The organism is Inquilinus sp. YAF38 (assembly GCF_052113205.1).
Lineage (GTDB): Bacteria > Pseudomonadota > Alphaproteobacteria > DSM-16000 > Inquilinaceae > Inquilinus.
This window is the reverse complement of record NZ_JBFRCU010000092.1, coordinates 1-14,872: the sequence shown is the minus strand read 5'-3', so window position 1 is coordinate 14,872 and position 14,872 is coordinate 1. Positions and strand designations below refer to the sequence as shown.

General features: G+C 68.9%; 14 protein-coding genes and 1 pseudogene. 13 read left to right on the top strand and 2 right to left on the bottom strand.

Annotated elements, in window-relative coordinates; translation table 11 throughout:
• The first annotated feature begins 280 nt into the window (after positions 1-280).
• From glpD to AB4Z01_RS29550, 7 genes are all read left to right on the top strand, one after another.
• Complete coding sequence (glpD, locus tag AB4Z01_RS29580; RefSeq protein ID WP_441699710.1) at positions 281-1,804, top strand: glycerol-3-phosphate dehydrogenase; 1,524 nt, start codon at positions 281-283, stop codon at positions 1,802-1,804.
• Positions 1,801-2,883 carry an ABC transporter ATP-binding protein gene (locus AB4Z01_RS29575; protein WP_441699708.1) on the top strand — a complete coding sequence of 361 codons (1,083 nt, stop codon included), beginning with the start codon at positions 1,801-1,803 and terminating at the stop codon, positions 2,881-2,883. Before glpD ends, AB4Z01_RS29575 begins: the two co-directional genes overlap by 4 nt.
• Before the next feature lie 4 nt (positions 2,884-2,887).
• Positions 2,888-3,961, top strand: coding sequence for an ABC transporter ATP-binding protein (locus AB4Z01_RS29570; RefSeq protein ID WP_441699707.1), 1,074 nt, complete (start codon positions 2,888-2,890; stop codon positions 3,959-3,961).
• Positions 3,962-3,963: 2 nt separating this feature from the next.
• Positions 3,964-4,836, top strand: coding sequence for a carbohydrate ABC transporter permease (locus AB4Z01_RS29565; protein ID WP_441699706.1), 873 nt, complete (start codon positions 3,964-3,966; stop codon positions 4,834-4,836).
• Complete coding sequence (locus AB4Z01_RS29560) at positions 4,833-5,636, top strand: carbohydrate ABC transporter permease (RefSeq protein ID WP_441699705.1); 804 nt, start codon at positions 4,833-4,835, stop codon at positions 5,634-5,636. Before AB4Z01_RS29565 ends, AB4Z01_RS29560 begins: the two co-directional genes overlap by 4 nt.
• A 12-nt stretch (positions 5,637-5,648) precedes the next feature.
• Positions 5,649-5,927: a DUF2160 domain-containing protein gene (locus tag AB4Z01_RS29555; protein WP_342234751.1), complete on the top strand. Its 279-nt coding sequence runs from the start codon at positions 5,649-5,651 to the stop codon at positions 5,925-5,927.
• A 163-nt stretch (positions 5,928-6,090) separates the two neighbouring features.
• Positions 6,091-7,788: an ABC transporter substrate-binding protein gene (locus tag AB4Z01_RS29550; RefSeq protein ID WP_441699739.1), complete on the top strand. Its 1,698-nt coding sequence runs from the start codon at positions 6,091-6,093 to the stop codon at positions 7,786-7,788.
• A gap of 270 nt (positions 7,789-8,058) precedes the next feature.
• On the opposite strand, the gene AB4Z01_RS29545 is transcribed toward AB4Z01_RS29550, so the two are convergent.
• Positions 8,059-9,438 carry an FAD/NAD(P)-binding protein gene (locus AB4Z01_RS29545; protein ID WP_441699704.1) on the bottom strand — a complete coding sequence of 460 codons (1,380 nt, stop codon included), beginning with the start codon at positions 9,436-9,438 and terminating at the stop codon, positions 8,059-8,061.
• Positions 9,439-9,645: 207 nt separating this feature from the next.
• On the opposite strand from AB4Z01_RS29545, the gene AB4Z01_RS29540 reads away from it, so the two are divergent.
• The 6 genes from AB4Z01_RS29540 to AB4Z01_RS29515 all read left to right on the top strand — a co-directional run bounded on the left by AB4Z01_RS29540 (position 9,646) and on the right by AB4Z01_RS29515 (position 13,470).
• Positions 9,646-10,095 (top strand): OmpA family protein, encoded by a 450-nt coding sequence (locus AB4Z01_RS29540; protein WP_441699703.1) that lies wholly within the window; start codon positions 9,646-9,648, stop codon positions 10,093-10,095.
• A 47-nt stretch (positions 10,096-10,142) separates the two neighbouring features.
• Positions 10,143-10,535 carry a Co2+/Mg2+ efflux protein ApaG gene (apaG, locus tag AB4Z01_RS29535; RefSeq protein ID WP_441699702.1) on the top strand — a complete coding sequence of 131 codons (393 nt, stop codon included), beginning with the start codon at positions 10,143-10,145 and terminating at the stop codon, positions 10,533-10,535.
• A gap of 66 nt (positions 10,536-10,601) precedes the next feature.
• On the top strand, positions 10,602-11,240 hold the full coding sequence (gene folE, locus AB4Z01_RS29530; protein WP_441699700.1) for a GTP cyclohydrolase I FolE: 639 nt from the start codon (positions 10,602-10,604) through the stop codon (positions 11,238-11,240).
• Positions 11,241-11,400: 160 nt separating this feature from the next.
• A complete protein-coding gene (locus AB4Z01_RS29525) occupies positions 11,401-12,699 on the top strand; it encodes a hemolysin family protein (protein WP_441699699.1) in 1,299 nt (432 codons plus the stop codon).
• 157 nt (positions 12,700-12,856) lie between these two features.
• Positions 12,857-13,090: a type II toxin-antitoxin system Phd/YefM family antitoxin gene (locus tag AB4Z01_RS29520; RefSeq protein WP_441699698.1), complete on the top strand. Its 234-nt coding sequence runs from the start codon at positions 12,857-12,859 to the stop codon at positions 13,088-13,090.
• Entirely contained in the window at positions 13,087-13,470 is a 384-nt protein-coding gene (locus AB4Z01_RS29515; protein ID WP_441699696.1) for a type II toxin-antitoxin system VapC family toxin, read from the top strand. The genes AB4Z01_RS29520 and AB4Z01_RS29515 overlap by 4 nt, the downstream gene beginning before the upstream one ends.
• Positions 13,471-13,482: 12 nt before the next feature.
• On the opposite strand, the pseudogene AB4Z01_RS29510 reads toward AB4Z01_RS29515, so the two are convergent.
• A pseudogene (locus AB4Z01_RS29510) lies at positions 13,483-14,872 on the bottom strand (chromosome partitioning protein ParA); the annotation flags it as partial.

Sequence of the window (14,872 nt, the reverse complement as noted above, 5' to 3'; positions counted from 1 at the left end):
CCTCCGATGTTCGGTTGATTGGTGGTGTGGCGGCGTCGGCCACAGTAAGGCGAGGAACTGCGACGAACGCAATCTCTATTTCACATAAAATCTCATCGATCGACCTATATTCCACCTATATAAAACGTTGATAAACATTCGCTTTCGCGCATGCAAGATGGCCTTGCAGACGAAATCCTGCGCATTCGCCATGAATTCCGATTGCATCCAACCGGAAGCCAAGGCAGATTTTCGTTTGCGAATATCGAAAGCGGCGCAGCCGCAAACAAAGGCAGGAAACGTGGCTGAGGTGCTGTACGACCTCCTGGTCATCGGCGGCGGCGTCAACGGCGTCGGCATCGCTCGCGATGCGGCCGGGCGCGGCCTCTCCGTCCTGCTGTGCGAGAAGGGGGATCTGGCCGGGGCCACCTCCTCGGCCTCGACCAAGCTGATCCATGGCGGGCTGCGCTATCTCGAATATTACGAGTTCCGCCTGGTCCGCGAGGCGCTGATGGAGCGCGAGGTGCTGCTGCGCGCGGCGCCGCACATCATCTGGCCGCTCCGATTCGTGCTGCCGCACGATCGGTCGATGCGGCCGGCCTGGATGGTGCGACTGGGGCTGTTCCTGTACGACCATCTCGGCGGCCGCAAGCTATTGCCGGCCAGCCACGGGCTGAAGCTGCGCGGCGGCGCCATCGGCCGGGTATTGCGGCCGCATCTGACGCGCGGTTTCGAATATTCCGACTGCTGGGTCGACGACGCCCGCATGGTGACGCTGGCGGCGCTGGACGCAAAGGAGCGCGGCGCCGAGATCCTGACCCGCACCGAATGCGTCCAGGCGCAGCGCGAGAACGGCCGCTGGACCGCCACGCTCCGCAGCGCCGACGGCGGCGAGCGCCAGGTCGCGGCCCGCGGCCTGGTCAATGCCGGCGGCCCCTGGGTCAAGCATGTGCTGAACGACACGGTCGGCCTGCCGGGCGCGTCCAGCGTGCGGCTGGTCAAGGGCAGCCACATCGTGGTGCCGCGGCTGTATGATGGGCCCGAAGCCTTCATCCTGCAGAATGCCGACCGGCGCATCGTCTTCGTCATCCCCTATGAAGGAAAGTTCTCGCTGATCGGCACCACCGACCTCGACTACCAGGGCGACCCGGCCGGCGTCGGCATCACGCCGGAGGAGACGGCCTATCTGTGCGAGGCGGTCGGCCGCTGCTTCGCCGCCGGCCCGACACCGGACGACGTGGTGTGGAGCTATGCCGGCGTGCGGCCGCTCTATGACGATGGTTCCTCCAGCGCCTCCGAGGCGACGCGCGATTATGTGCTGGAGCTGGATGCGCCCGAAGGCCAGGCGCCGGCCCTGTCGGTGTTCGGCGGCAAGATCACCACCTTCCGCCGCCTGTCCGAGCACGCGCTGGAGAAGCTGGCGCCGGTGCTGGGCATCAAGGGTGCGCCCTGGACCGCCGCGGCGCCACTGCCGGGCGGCGACATCCCGGACGCCGATTTCGAGGGCTTCCTGGCGAAGCTGCGCGCCGCCCGGCCCTGGCTGCCGGAGCCGCTGGCCCGCCGCCTGGCCCGCGCCTATGGCACCCGTGTCGACCGGCTGCTGGGGCCGGCCCAGAGCCTGGAGGATCTCGGCCGCGATTTCGGCGTCGGCCTGACCGAGGCCGAGCTGGACTATCTGGTCGATCAGGAATGGGCCCGCACCGCCGCCGACGTGCTGTGGCGCCGGTCCAAGCTGGGGCTGCACATTCCGGCGGAGGCGCATGGCTTGATCGACGACTGGCTCAGGGCCCGCAACTCCCGTACCGAGGAAAGGGCCGCGTCGTGACGCTCGTTCTCGAAAGCGTGACCCGGGAGGTCGGGGCGGAGACCCACATCCATCCGCTCGACCTGGTGCTGGAGCCCGGCACGCTGACCGTGCTGCTGGGCCGCACCCAGGCCGGCAAGACCACGCTGATGCGGCTGATGGCGGGGCTGGAGCGGCCGGGCCGCGGCCGCGTCCTGGTCGATGGCCGCGACGTCACCGGCACCTCGGTACGCAACCGCGATGTCGCCATGGTCTATCAGCAGTTCATCAACTACCCGTCGAAGACGGTCTACGACAACATCGCCTCGCCGCTGCGCCTCAAGGGTCTCGCCCGCGCCGAGATCGACCGCCGGGTGCGCGAGACCGCGGCGATGCTGCGGATCGACCGGTTCCTGACGCGGCTGCCGGGCGAGCTGTCGGGCGGCCAGCAGCAGCGCACCGCAATCGCCCGCGCCCTGGTGAAGGATGCCGGCCTGCTGCTGCTGGACGAGCCGCTGGTCAATCTCGACTACAAGCTGCGCGAGGAGCTGCGGGCCGAGCTGTCGGAGATCTTCCGGCGCGGCAAGGCGATCGTGGTCTACGCCACCACCGAGCCGGCCGAGGCGCTGATCCTGGGCGGCCGCACCGCGGTGCTCGATGAAGGCCGGCTGCTGCAGATCGGGCCGACGGTCGAGGTGTTCCAGCACCCGGCCTCGACCAGGGTGGCCGAGGTGTTCAGCGACCCGCCGATGAACATCGGCCCGGCCGAGGTGGCGGACGGCACCCTGCGCCTGGCCGATGGCGTCGCCGTGCCGCTGGCCGGTCATCTGGCCGGGCTGGCGGCGGGTCCCTGCACCGTGGGCGTGCGGCCGGGCCATCTCCGCCTCGGCACCGGCGGCCCGGGCGAGGCCTCGGTGACCACCCGGGTCGAGCTGGCGGAGATCAGCGGCTCCGAGACCTATGTCCATTTCCATTTCGGCGACCGGCCCTGGGTGGCGCAGCAGACCGGGGTGCACAAGCACCCGCTGGGCGAGCCGCTGACGGTCGCGATCGATCCCGCTCGGATCTACGTCTTCGACCCGGCCGGGCGGCTCGCCGCCGCCCCCGCCCGGACCAGGTGACAGCATGGCCCGCATCGACCTCAAGGCCCTGGCGCACAGCTACAAGCCGAACCCGACGGATCCGGCGGATTATGCGCTGCGGCCGATGGACATGGTCTGGCAGAGCGGCCGCGCCTATGCCCTGCTCGGCCCGTCCGGCTGCGGCAAGACCACGCTGCTGAACATCATCTCCGGCCTGGTGACGCCGAGCCAGGGCCAGATCCTGTTCGACGGCCGCGACGTTACCCAGGCGTCGCCGGAGCAGCGCAACATCGCCCAGGTGTTCCAGTTCCCGGTGGTCTACGACACCATGACGGTGGCCGAGAACCTGGCCTTCCCGCTGCGCAACCGCAAGCTGCCCCGGCCCGAGATCGACGCCCGCGTCGCCGAGGTCGCCGAGATGCTGGAGCTGACGCCGGTGCTGAAGCGCCGCGCCCGCGGCCTCGACGCCGACGAAAAGCAGAAGATCTCGCTCGGCCGCGGCCTGGTGCGCAAGGACGTCGCCGCCATTCTGTTCGACGAGCCGCTGACGGTGATCGACCCGCATCTGAAATGGCAGCTCCGGCGCAAGCTGAAGGAGGTGCACGAGCAGGTGCGGACCAGCCTGATCTACGTCACCCACGACCAGCTTGAGGCGCTGACCTTCGCCGACGAGGTGATCGTCATGTATGACGGCCAGGTGGTGCAGCTGGGCACCCCGCAGGAGCTGTTCGAGCGGCCGGCCCACACCTTTGTCGGCTACTTCATCGGCAGCCCCGGCATCAACCTGCTGCCCTGCACCGTCGACCAGGGCGACGCGGTGGTCGACGGTGCCCGCATCCCGTTGTCGGACTCGGCGCTCGCCGGGATCGGACAGGCCACCGGCAAGCTCGAACTCGGCATCCGGCCGGAGTTCCTGGAGATCGCCGACAGCGGCATCCCGGCGGCGGTGACCGCGGTCGAGGACCTGGGCACCCATCTGATCGTCACGCTGCGGCTCGGCGCCGCGACGGTGAAGGCCAAGGTGGCCGAGGGCCGCGCCGTTCCGGCCGACACCGCGCATCTGCGCTTCCCGCCGGAGCGCACGCTTCTCTATGCCGACGGCAGGCTGGTGGGCTGATCATGGACAAGACCCCGAACAACGCCGCCTGGTTCCTGGTCGTCCCGGTCGTGCTGCTGGTCGCGTTCAGCGCCATCATCCCGCTGATGACGGTCGTGAACTATTCGGTGCAGGACATCTTCGGCCCCGGCCAGGGCGTCTTCGTCGGCACCGAATGGTTCGAGCAGGTGCTGCAGGACGACCGGCTGCAGGCGGCACTTGGCCGGCAGCTGATCTTCAGCTTCTGCGTGCTGGCGATCGAGATCCCGCTCGGCGTTCTGGTGGCGCTGTGCATGCCCGCGCGGGGCTGGGCCGTGTCCGTCACCCTGGTGGTGCTGGCGCTGCCGCTGCTGATTCCCTGGAACGTGGTCGGCACCATCTGGCAGATCTTCGCCCGGCCCGACATCGGCCTGGCCGGCGTGCTGATCAACCGCCTGGGCATCGACTACAACTACACCGGCGATCCGTTCGACGCCTGGATCACCGTACTGGTGATGGATGTCTGGCACTGGACCTCGCTGGTCGCGCTGCTCGGCTATGCCGGCCTGCGCTCGATCCCGGATGCCTTCTACCAGGCGGCGCGGATCGACGGCGCCTCGCGCTGGGCGGTGTTCCGCTACATCCAGCTGCCGAAGATGATGGGCGTGCTGCTGATCGCGCTGCTGCTGCGCTTCATGGACAGCTTCATGATCTACACCGAGCCGTTCGTCCTGACCGGCGGCGGGCCCGGCAACGCCACCACCTTCCTGAGCCAGGAGCTGACCAAGATGGCGGTCGGCCAGTTCGATCTCGGCCCGGCGGCGGCGTTCTCGCTGATCTACTTCCTGATCATCCTGCTGTTCTCCTGGCTGTTCTACACGGTGATCACCAATCTCGGGAAAGGCGACGCGTCATGAGTCCACGCACCCGCGCCGTCATCCTGGTCCTGTACATGCTGTTCCTGCTGCTGCCGATCTACTGGCTGGTCAGCATGTCGCTGAAGGAGAACCAGGAGATCCTGTCCGGCTTCACCCTGTTCCCGCACAAGGTGACCTTCGCCAACTACGTCACCATCTTCACCGACCAGTCCTGGTATTCGGGCTACATCCACTCGATCACCTATGTGCTGATGAACATGGTGATCTCGCTGCTGGTGGCGCTGCCGGCCGCCTACGCCTTCAGCCGGTACCGCTTCGTCGGCGACACCCACATGTTCTTCTGGCTGCTGTCGAACCGGATGTCGCCGCCGGCGGTGTTCCTGCTGCCGTTCTTCCAGCTTTATTCCGCCTTCGGGCTGATCGATACGCCCTATGCCGTGGCGCTGGCGCATTGCCTGTTCAACGTGCCGCTGGCGGTGTGGATCCTGGAAGGCTTCATGTCGGGCATCCCGAAGGAGATCGACGAGACCGCCTACATCGACGGCTACTCCTTCCCGCGTTTCTTCCTGACCATCTTCGTGCCGCTGATCCGCGGCGGCATCGGCGTCACCGCCTTCTTCTGCTTCATGTTCTCCTGGGTCGAGCTGCTGCTGGCCCGCACCCTGACCTCGGTCGAGGCCAAGCCGATCGCCGCCACCATGACCCGCACGGTCAGCGCCTCCGGCATGGACTGGTCGCTGCTGGCCGCCGCCGGCGTGCTGACCATCGTGCCCGGTGCGATCGTGATCTGGTTCGTCCGCAACTACATCGCCAAGGGCTTCGCCCTGGGCCGGGTGTGAGGAGGCAGCGCCATGACCCTCGACTGGATGGCCTGGACGCCGCCCACCGCCTGGTTCTTCTGCGGCATCGCGGCGCTGCTCGTCGCCATGACGGCGTGGCAGCTGGCCTCGCCCTCGGTGCCCCGGCGCGGCTTCCTGCCGCTGACAACCACTCGCGGCGACCGGCTGTTCATCGGTCTGCTCGGCGCCGCCTACATTCATCTCGCCTGGGTCGGGCTGGCCTCGGGCAGCCTCTGGTACGGCTTCGCGATCGCCGTCGTTTGGATGATCGCGGTGATGCGGTTCGGATGATTTTGTCCGGGCCGGCCCCGGCCTCCGGGGCAGGAAGTGCTGGTTTCAACAGACGTAGAGACGGGGAGAGATCATGACCAAGATGCTGCACGGGCCGGGCGGGTTCCCGGTCCACCGCCGTGACCTGCTGCGCGGCGCCTCCGCGCTCGGCGCCGCCATCGCCATGCCGGGCTTCGCCCGCCGGGCCTTCGCGGCCACGGCGGAGGAGCTGACCGCCAATGCCAAGAAGTGGATCGACACCGAATTCCAGCCTTCGACGCTGACCAAGGACCAGCAGATGAAGGAGATGGAGTTCTTCATCAAGGCGGCCGAACCCTATCGCGGCATGGACATCAACGTGGTGTCGGAGACGATCACCACCCATGAATACGAGTCGAAGACGCTGGCCCGCGCCTTCTCCGAGATCACCGGCATCAACCTGAAGCACGACCTGATTCAGGAAGGCGACGTGATCGAGAAGCTGCAGACCCAGATGCAGTCCGGCCAGAACATCTACGACGCGTACGTCAACGACAGCGACCTGATCGGCACGCATTTCCGCTACGGCCAGGCCATTCCGCTGTCCGACTACATGGCCGGTGAAGGCAAGGACGTGACGCTGTCGACGCTCGACGTCGACGACTTCATGGGCAAGAGCTTCACCACCGCGCCGGACGGTAAGCTGTACCAGATCCCGGACCAGCAGTTCGCCAACCTGTACTGGTTCCGCTACGACTGGTTCACCGACCCGAAGCTGCAGGAGCAGTTCAAGGCGGCGTACGGCTACGACCTGGGCGTGCCGGTGAACTGGTCGGCCTATGAGGACATCGCCGACTTCTTCACCAACAAGGTGAAGGAGATCAACGGCGTCCGCGTCTGGGGCCATATGGACTACGGCAAGAAGGACCCGTCGCTGGGCTGGCGCTTCACCGACGCCTGGCTGTCGATGGCCGGCGCCGGCGACAAGGGCATCCCGAACGGCCTGCCGGTCGACGAATGGGGCATCCGGGTGGAAGGCTGCCGCCCCGCCGGCTCCAGCGTCACCCGCGGCGGCGATACCAATGGCCCTGCGGCGGTGTACGCGCTGACCAAGTACATCGAGTGGCTGAAGGCGTACGCCCCGCCCGAGGCCGCCGGCATGACCTTCTCCGAGGCCGGGCCGGTGCCGGGCCAGGGCAACATCGCCCAGCAGATCTTCTGGTACACCGCCTTCACCGCCGACCTGTCCAAGCCGGGCCTGCCGGTGGTGAACGAGGACGGCACGCCGAAATGGCGCATGGCGCCCTCGCCGCACGGCCCGTACTGGGAGGAGGGGATGAAGCTGGGCTACCAGGATTGCGGCTCCTGGACGCTCTTGAAGAGCACCCCGCCGGAGCGGCGCAAGGCGGCCTGGCTGTACGGCCAGTTCTGCATCTGCAAATCGACCTCGCTGAAGAAGCTGCAGGTCGGCCTGACCCCGATCCGCGACAGCGATATCCGCTCCAAGGCGATGGACGAGATGGCGCCGAAGCTGGGCGGGCTGGTCGAGTTCTACCGCAGCCCGGCACGCGTCGCCTGGACCCCGACCGGCACCAACGTTCCCGACTATCCGCGGCTGGCGCAGCTGTGGTGGCAGAACGTGGCCGAGGCGGTGACCGGCGAGGTCACGCCGCAGCAGGCGATGGACAACCTGGCCAAGCAGCAGGACCAGGTGCTGGGCCGGCTGGAGCGGGCCGGCAATCTCGGCGATTGCGGGCCGAAGCTGAACGAGGAGAAGACCGCCCAGGAATGGTTCGACGCGCCCGGCGCGCCGAAGCCGAAGCTGGCGAACGAGAAGGAGAAGGGCCAGACCGTGGCCTATGACAGCCTGCTGCAGGCCTGGAAGGAAGGGAAGGTGCGGTAGAGATCATTTGTAAACGCTACTGGTGCGGCCGCCTGGCGGCGGTTTCTCCGCTTCCGGTGCTCACGGACCAACGTCCGCTGCGCTCCGGTTCTCGAAACCACCGCCAGTCGACTCACACCAGCGCATTTCCAAACGATCTCTGAATCCCTCCATTGTCATTGCCGGGCTTGACCCGGCAATCCAGGAATCGTCGAGATCCACTGGATGCCCGGGTCAAGCCCGGGCATGACAGTTTTGAGGGATTGGGAGGCCCTGAACCGCTCCCCTTCGTCAGATCCCCGGGTCGAAGCCGGGCTTGGCCGGGGCCGGGACGGTGTCGCCGGCGAGGATCGCCGCCGCCACCTCGGCGCATTGCTTGCGGATGTCCGGCACCGCCGTGATCTCCCAGAAGGCGCCGCGCGTCGGGGGCCCGAGCGCGTAGAGCCGGCGCGAGGGTTGGCCGTCATGACCGATCAGCCGGCCGTCGGCATCGACGTCGAGGCCGAGCCGCAGCCGATCCGGCCGCACCGCGCCACCGGCGATCAGCGAGCGCAGCAGCGGGTCGTCGGTTCGCGCCGGGTCGGTCTCCGGCCCGCTGGCCAGGACCAGGCGGCAGATCGCCCTGGTCTCGTCGGCTGCGCCGCCGCGGCGGCGCAAGGTGACCGTCAGCCCGTCCTCCGTCGGCGCGACCGTGCGCAGTCGTCCCGCCAGCACCTGCAACTGGCCCGAGGCGATCATCGCGCCGACCCGGTCGGCGATCGCCGGCGCTACCCGGTGCCGGTGCACGTCCCACCAGGGCCGCAGATGGCGCAGGAAGCGCCCCGCCTCGGTCTCGTCCCAGCCCTGCCACAGCTTCTGGGTGAAGGGGCGCAGCCCGTCGATCACCGCGCGCCAGTCGCCGCCCGCCGCCTCCGCCTCGCGGCACAGGACACGCAGACGGCGCAGGACCGCCAGCGCCGGCCGGCCGACGAACTCCGCGGCGTCGAGCGCCGCCGGCCTGCTGGCGAGGTCGCGATGCGGCCGGGGCAAGAGGCCGCGCCGCGACAGCGCCAGGACGCGGCCGCGATGCTCCTGTGCCGCCAGGCCGGCGGCGATGTCGATCATGGTCAGGCCGGTGCCGAGGATCAGCACGGTCTCGTCCGGCAGGATCGAGGGCAGGCAGGCATCCTCCGGCCCGACCAGGATCCGCCCGGGCGCATCCGGCAGCGCCACCGGGGCCGAGGGCGCCGCGTTGCCGGTGCACAGCGCCGCGATGTCGGCCGGCTCGGTGCGGCCGGAGGCGAGGCGCACCGTCACCCCGGCGGCGTCACGGTCCAGCCCCACCGCGGCGTCCGCCAGCATGGTCAGCCCGCCGGGGAAGTCGCGCCCGGCGGCGGCCAGGGTCTCGCCGATGTAGTCGCCATAGAAGCGGCGCGGCAGATAGGGCTGGTCGCCGGCGCCATGCGCCCGGGCCCAGCTCTGGAAATCCTCCGGCTGGTCCGGGAACGCGCTCATGTTGGCGGTGCGGACGTTCAGCAGATGCGCCGGGTGCGGCGTGCCATAGGCCATGCCGCGGCCGGGCGGGCCGCCGCGCTCGATCAGCACGACCTTCGCCGCCCCGGCCGAGCGGCGCAGGAGCTGGACCGCGAGCAGGCAGCCGGTGAACCCGGCTCCGATGATGGCGATGCGCATGATCCTCATTGGCGCTGCTTCGACGGCGGGCATGGTAGCCATCTCGGTCCGCTCCGGCCAACCGTCGATCGAGGCGAGGCGGGAATGCCGCCTCGCCGCCGCCATGGCGACGCCCTATGCTGGACGTGAGACGGAAACAGGACGACGGGGACGATGCGGATCGTTGCGGTGCTGGCATGTGTGGCTCTGGCAGGCTTGGCGGGGTGCGTGCCATCGCGCAGCGACTGGGTCGAGCTGCCCGATTCGGTGCCGGTGGACCGGGCGCTTTCGGCCGATATCCGCTACGTCTTTTTCCTGCCCGGCAAGACCGGGATGGCGCCGGACGGCACCGCCGCCGTTGCCGCCGCGGTGGTCGAGGATGCCCGGCGCCGCGCCAAGGGACCTGCGCCGCGCCTGATCGTCACCGGCCATGCCGATGCCGGCAGCGACCCGGCAGCCGCCCAGCGCCTGTCGCTGCAGCGGGCCAGGCTGGTGGCGGCGCGGTTGCGGGCGGCCGGAATTGCGCCGGCTCGAATCACGGTCGCCGGCGCCGGCGCGGCCGATCCGCTGCTGCCCGCCCCGCCGGGCCAGGCGGAGCCGGCCAATGACCGGGTCGAGATCGGATTCGAGTCGCCGGTCGCGTCGCAATTGGACGCGACGCCGCAGCGTCCCATATAGTCAGATCGGGATCACGGCGCGAAGGCGCCCGCCAGCGGATCGACGACATGTACACTGCGGAAACCCGGGCGATCGAGGTGTCGGTCGAGCCGACCTATCTCGAGGACCAATCCTCCCCCGACGAGAATCACTACGTCTGGGCCTATCATGTCCGCATCGTCAATCACGGGCGCGAGCGGGTGCAGCTGCGCAGCCGCTACTGGCAGATCACCGACGAGTCCGGCCGGGTGCAGGAGGTGCGGGGCCCCGGCGTGGTCGGGGTCGAGCCGGTGATCGAGCCGGGCAAGGCGTTCCAGTACACCAGCGGGGCGCCGATCGCGACACCGTCGGGCATCATGGTCGGCACCTATCAGATGGAGACCCCGTCGGGCGAGCGCTTCGACGTGGCGATCCCCGCTTTTTCGCTGGACAGCCCGCATCGCACGATCCGATTGAACTGATGTGACAGACCAAAGTCCTAACTGGACCAGCACCGACAACGACAACCGCCCGGAGAAGCCGGCATCATGACCCGCAACCCCTTCACCCCCGTGGCGGCCAACGTCGCAGCGCAGCCGACGCGCGCGGCCGAGCATCGCCCGAGCCGGTCAGAGGCCGAGGAAGCGGTGCGCGTGCTGCTGCGCTGGGCCGGCGAGGATATCGGGCGGGAGGGGCTGCGAGACACGCCGAAGCGGGTGGTGAAGTCTTACGAGGAGTTCTTCCGCGGCTACGCCCAGGACCCGGTCGAACTGCTGTCCCGCACCTTCGAGGAGGTCGAGGGCTATGACGAGATGGTGCTGCTGCGCGACATCGACTTCGAGTCGCATTGCGAGCACCACATGGTGCCGATCATCGGCAAGGCGCATGTCGCCTATCTGCCGGACCGGCGGGTGGTCGGCATCTCCAAGCTGGCGCGGGTGGTCGACGCCTATGCCAAGCGGCTGCAGATCCAGGAGCGGCTGACGGCGCAGATCGCCTCGGCGATCGACCAGGTGCTGAAGCCGCGCGGCGTGGCGATCATGGTGTCGTCGCAGCACCATTGCATGACCACGCGCGGCGTGCACAAGCACGGCACCCAGATGGTGACCAGCTGCATGATCGGCGCCTTCCGCGACGAGCCGCAGCTGCGCCGAGAGTTCCAGATGATGATCGGGATGCCGGTGTAACGGCCCTGATCCTGGCAGATCTGCCCCCCGCCGGCCGCCGTTCCGCCGAATATTATCGGCATGACGGTGGACGCGGGGGCGCCCGACCGGGTATCTCAGCCGGCATTATGCCAGCTTCCCACAGCGAAGAGACGGACGAACCTCCGTCTAGCGGCCGCCGATGATCGTCGAACTCGTCATCGTCGTGCTTCTCATCCTGATCAACGCCTTTTTCGCGATGTCGGAACTGGCGCTGGTCTCCGCCCGCCGCGCCCGGCTGCAGGGCATGGCCGAACAGGGCCATCGCGGCGCCCGCGCCGCCCTCGCCCTGGCCGAGGATCCGAACCGTCTGCTGTCGACCGTGCAGGTCGGCATCACTCTGGTCGGCATCTTCGCCGGCGCCTTCGGCGGCGCCACCCTGTCGGTGCCGCTGCGCGACTGGATGCGGACCCTGCCGGTGGTCGGCCCCTGGGCCGACGGGCTGTCCTTCGCCCTGGTGGTGATCGCCATCACCTATTTCTCGCTGATCATCGGCGAGCTGGTGCCGAAGCGGATCGCGCTGAACCACGCCGAGGGCATCGCCGCCCGCGTCGCCCGGCCGATGCAGACGGTGGCGGCGGTCGGCGCCCCGATCGTCTGGCTGCTGCAGCGCTCGACCGAGCTGGTGCTGCGCCTGCTCGGCGTCTCGGCCGTTCCCGCCCAGACGGTGACGGAGGAGGAGGTGAAGTCGATGATCGCCGAGGGCACCGAGGCCGGTGTCTTCGTCGAGGCCGAGCGCGAGATGATCGAAGGCGTGCTGCGCCTGGCCGATCGGTCGGCGCGGTCGATCATGACGCCGCGGCACGAGGTGGTCTGGGTCGATCTCGAGGACAGCGCGGACGAGATCCGCAAGACTATCGCCGCGAGCGGCTGCAGCCGCTTTCCGGTGGCCCGCGGCTCGCTGGATGAGCTGGAAGGCGTGATCCAGACCAAGGACCTGCTCGACCGCCTGCTCGGCGGCGGCCCGTTCGACGTGGCCGAGACCATGCGGCCGCCGCTGGTGGTGCCGGACGGCACCCCGGCGCTGAAGCTGCTGCAGACCTTCCGCAGCGCGCCGATCCATCTCGCCGTGGTGGTCGACGAATACGGCAGCGTCGAAGGGGTGGTGACGCCGACCGACATCCTGTCGGCGATCGCCGGCGAGGTCGGCGACCTGACCATCGACGCCGCCGGCTATTCGATCGTGCGGCGCGACGACGGCAGCTGGCTGGTCGATGCGATGACGCCGATCGACGAGGTCGAGCGGCTGCTGCGCCTGCGCGGCCTGCGCTCGGAGGACGGCGACTACCAGACCCTGGCCGGCTTCGTGCTCTGGCACCTCGGCCACCTGCCGAAGGTGGCCGAAAGCTTCGTCGAGAACGGCGTGCGCTACGAAGTCATCGACCTCGACGGCAACCGCATCGACAAGGTGCTGGTCAAGGTGGACCAGACGGAGCCGTAAGTCCGTGAGAGCCGGGTTCGCGATCGGGCCTCCCGCCTCCTCACCCCTCAGCACCGCTATCCGGAACAACCATGTTTCATGGGACGACAGCAATCAGGTTAGCTAACTTGACTAAGAGCGGATGATTAGCTAACTTGACTATCGGACGGAGGAACCGATGCAATTCACCGTGCACGCAGCGAAAACCAACCTGTCGAAGCTCATCGACGCGGCTCTAGCCGGCGAAGAGGTCGTGATCGCTAAGGGACGCAAACCGGTGGTCAAGCTTGTTGCGATTTCGCAGGGCAAGTTCCAGATCGGCATCCTCGAAGGGCAGCTGGAGGGGCCGTCGCCGGACTTCTTCGAGCCGCTCGACGAAGACGACCTGACCGCCTGGGAAGGCGGTCGGTGAAGGGCGTCCTGCTCGACACTCACGTCTGGGCCTGGACTCTATCGGAGCGCGAGCGGCTGTCGGACAAGGCCCGGACCACGATCGCACGGGCGCAAACCGTGTTGCTGAGCCCAGTCTCGTTCTTCGAGATCGGGCAGAAGGTGCGGCTGGGAAAATGGCCAGCTATGGAGCCGTTCATACCCCGGCTCATCGGGATCCTGGAGGAGCAGGGCGGCAGTATCATCGAGTTGACGCCAGCCATCTGCCTGCAGGCGGCCACGATGAATTGGCCGCATCGCGACCCCTTCGACCGTCTGCTGGCCGCCAGCGCGGCCCATCACGACCTGCTGTTGATTTCGGCCGACGCCGTGTTCGATGGCGTCGTCACCCGCCTCTGGTGAGGCGGTCAGCTCTCAGATCGCCAGCTCCTGCTGATGCGGCTGGGCGTGGCGGATGGCCTGCTCTAGGTCGACCGAGACCAGCTGGCTGACGCCGCGCTCGATCATGGTGACGCCGTAGAGCCGGTTCACCCGCGCCATGGTCATGCGGTGATGGGTGATGATCAGGAAACGGGTGCGGCCGCCCTCCGCCAGCTCGCCCAGCAGGGTGCACAGGCGGTCGACATTGGCGTCGTCGAGCGGCGCGTCGACCTCGTCCAGCACGCAGATCGGCGCCGGGTTGGTCAGGAACACGGCGAAGATCAGCGCCGCCGCCGTCAACGCCTGCTCGCCGCCCGACAGCAGCGACAGGTGCTGCAGCTTCTTGCCCGGCGGGCTGGCGAAGATCTCCAGTCCCGCCTCCAGCGGGTCCTCGGTGTCGGTCAGGGCCAGCTGCGCCTTGCCGCCGCCGAACAGCCGGGTGAACAGCGCCCGGAAATGGCCGTCGACCACGTCGAAGCTGGCCACCAGCCGCTCCCGCGCCTCGCGGTTCAGCGAGGCGATGCCCTGGCGCAGCTTGGCGATGGCGGCGGTCAGGTCCTCCTTCTCCGCCGACAGCCGCGTGTGCTGGGACTCGATCTCGACGATCTCGACCTCGGCCCGCAGATTGACCGGGCCCATACCCTCGCGCTCGCGGTTCAGCCGGTCGAGCTTGCGGGCGATGTCCTCTTGATCGGGCAGCGGTGATTCCGGAGTCAGCCCGGCCAGGCCGGCCACGGCCTCGGGTGCGCAGTCCAGCCGCTCGGTGATGCGGCTGCGCAGCCCTTCGACCGCGGTCTGGGCGGCGACCACCGCCGCCTCGCCGCGTACCCGGGCCTCGCGCGATTCGGCCAAAGCGGATTCGGCGGCGCGCAGGGCACGGTCCGCGGCCTCCTGGCGCTGCTCGCCGACCGCCAGCGCATCGGCGGCCATGCGGCGGCGGCGCTCGGCCTCGTCGATCTGGCCGATCAGGGTCTCGCGCCGGGCGGCGATCTCGGCCGGCCGGGCGTCCAGCTCCAGCAGCGTCGCCTGGCTCTCCTCCAGCCGTGCTTCCAGCTCGGCCAGCCGGTCGGCGCTGCCTCTCGCGCGGCTGTCCCAACCGTGGACCTCGCTCTCGATCGCGCGCAGCCGGCCGCGCCGGCCCCCGGCCTCGCGCTGGAGCCGCTMCAGCGCCGATTGCCGGGCGCCGAGCCCGGACCGCGCCTCGGCCAGAGCCGAGCGGATCTCGCTGACGGCCCGGCGCTGGGCCTCGCCGTCGGGCAAGGCGGCGATCTCGACCGCCACCTCCTCGCGCTCGTGCATCGACTCGTCGCGGTCGGCGGCCAGGCGTTCGCCCTGGGCGATCAGCGCCGCCAGCCGGCTGCGCCGCGCCGCCTCGGCCTGCGCC

What these genes read in the sequence shown, in the direction of transcription:
- AB4Z01_RS29525 (WP_441699699.1), top strand. Translation starts at nt 11,401, where the DNA reads ATGATCGTCGAACTCGTCATCGTCGTGCTTCTCATCCTGATCAACGCC.
- AB4Z01_RS29550 (WP_441699739.1), top strand. Translation starts at nt 6,091, where the DNA reads ATGCCGGGCTTCGCCCGCCGGGCCTTCGCGGCCACGGCGGAGGAGCTG.
- AB4Z01_RS29555 (WP_342234751.1), top strand. Translation starts at nt 5,649, where the DNA reads ATGACCCTCGACTGGATGGCCTGGACGCCGCCCACCGCCTGGTTCTTC.
- AB4Z01_RS29560 (WP_441699705.1), top strand. Translation starts at nt 4,833, where the DNA reads ATGAGTCCACGCACCCGCGCCGTCATCCTGGTCCTGTACATGCTGTTC.
- AB4Z01_RS29565 (WP_441699706.1), top strand. Translation starts at nt 3,964, where the DNA reads ATGGACAAGACCCCGAACAACGCCGCCTGGTTCCTGGTCGTCCCGGTC.
- AB4Z01_RS29520 (WP_441699698.1), top strand. Translation starts at nt 12,857, where the DNA reads ATGCAATTCACCGTGCACGCAGCGAAAACCAACCTGTCGAAGCTCATC.
- AB4Z01_RS29545 (WP_441699704.1), bottom strand. Translation starts at nt 9,438, where the DNA reads ATGCGCATCGCCATCATCGGAGCCGGGTTCACCGGCTGCCTGCTCGCG.
- AB4Z01_RS29570 (WP_441699707.1), top strand. Translation starts at nt 2,888, where the DNA reads ATGGCCCGCATCGACCTCAAGGCCCTGGCGCACAGCTACAAGCCGAAC.
- apaG (WP_441699702.1), top strand. Translation starts at nt 10,143, where the DNA reads ATGTACACTGCGGAAACCCGGGCGATCGAGGTGTCGGTCGAGCCGACC.
- folE (WP_441699700.1), top strand. Translation starts at nt 10,602, where the DNA reads ATGACCCGCAACCCCTTCACCCCCGTGGCGGCCAACGTCGCAGCGCAG.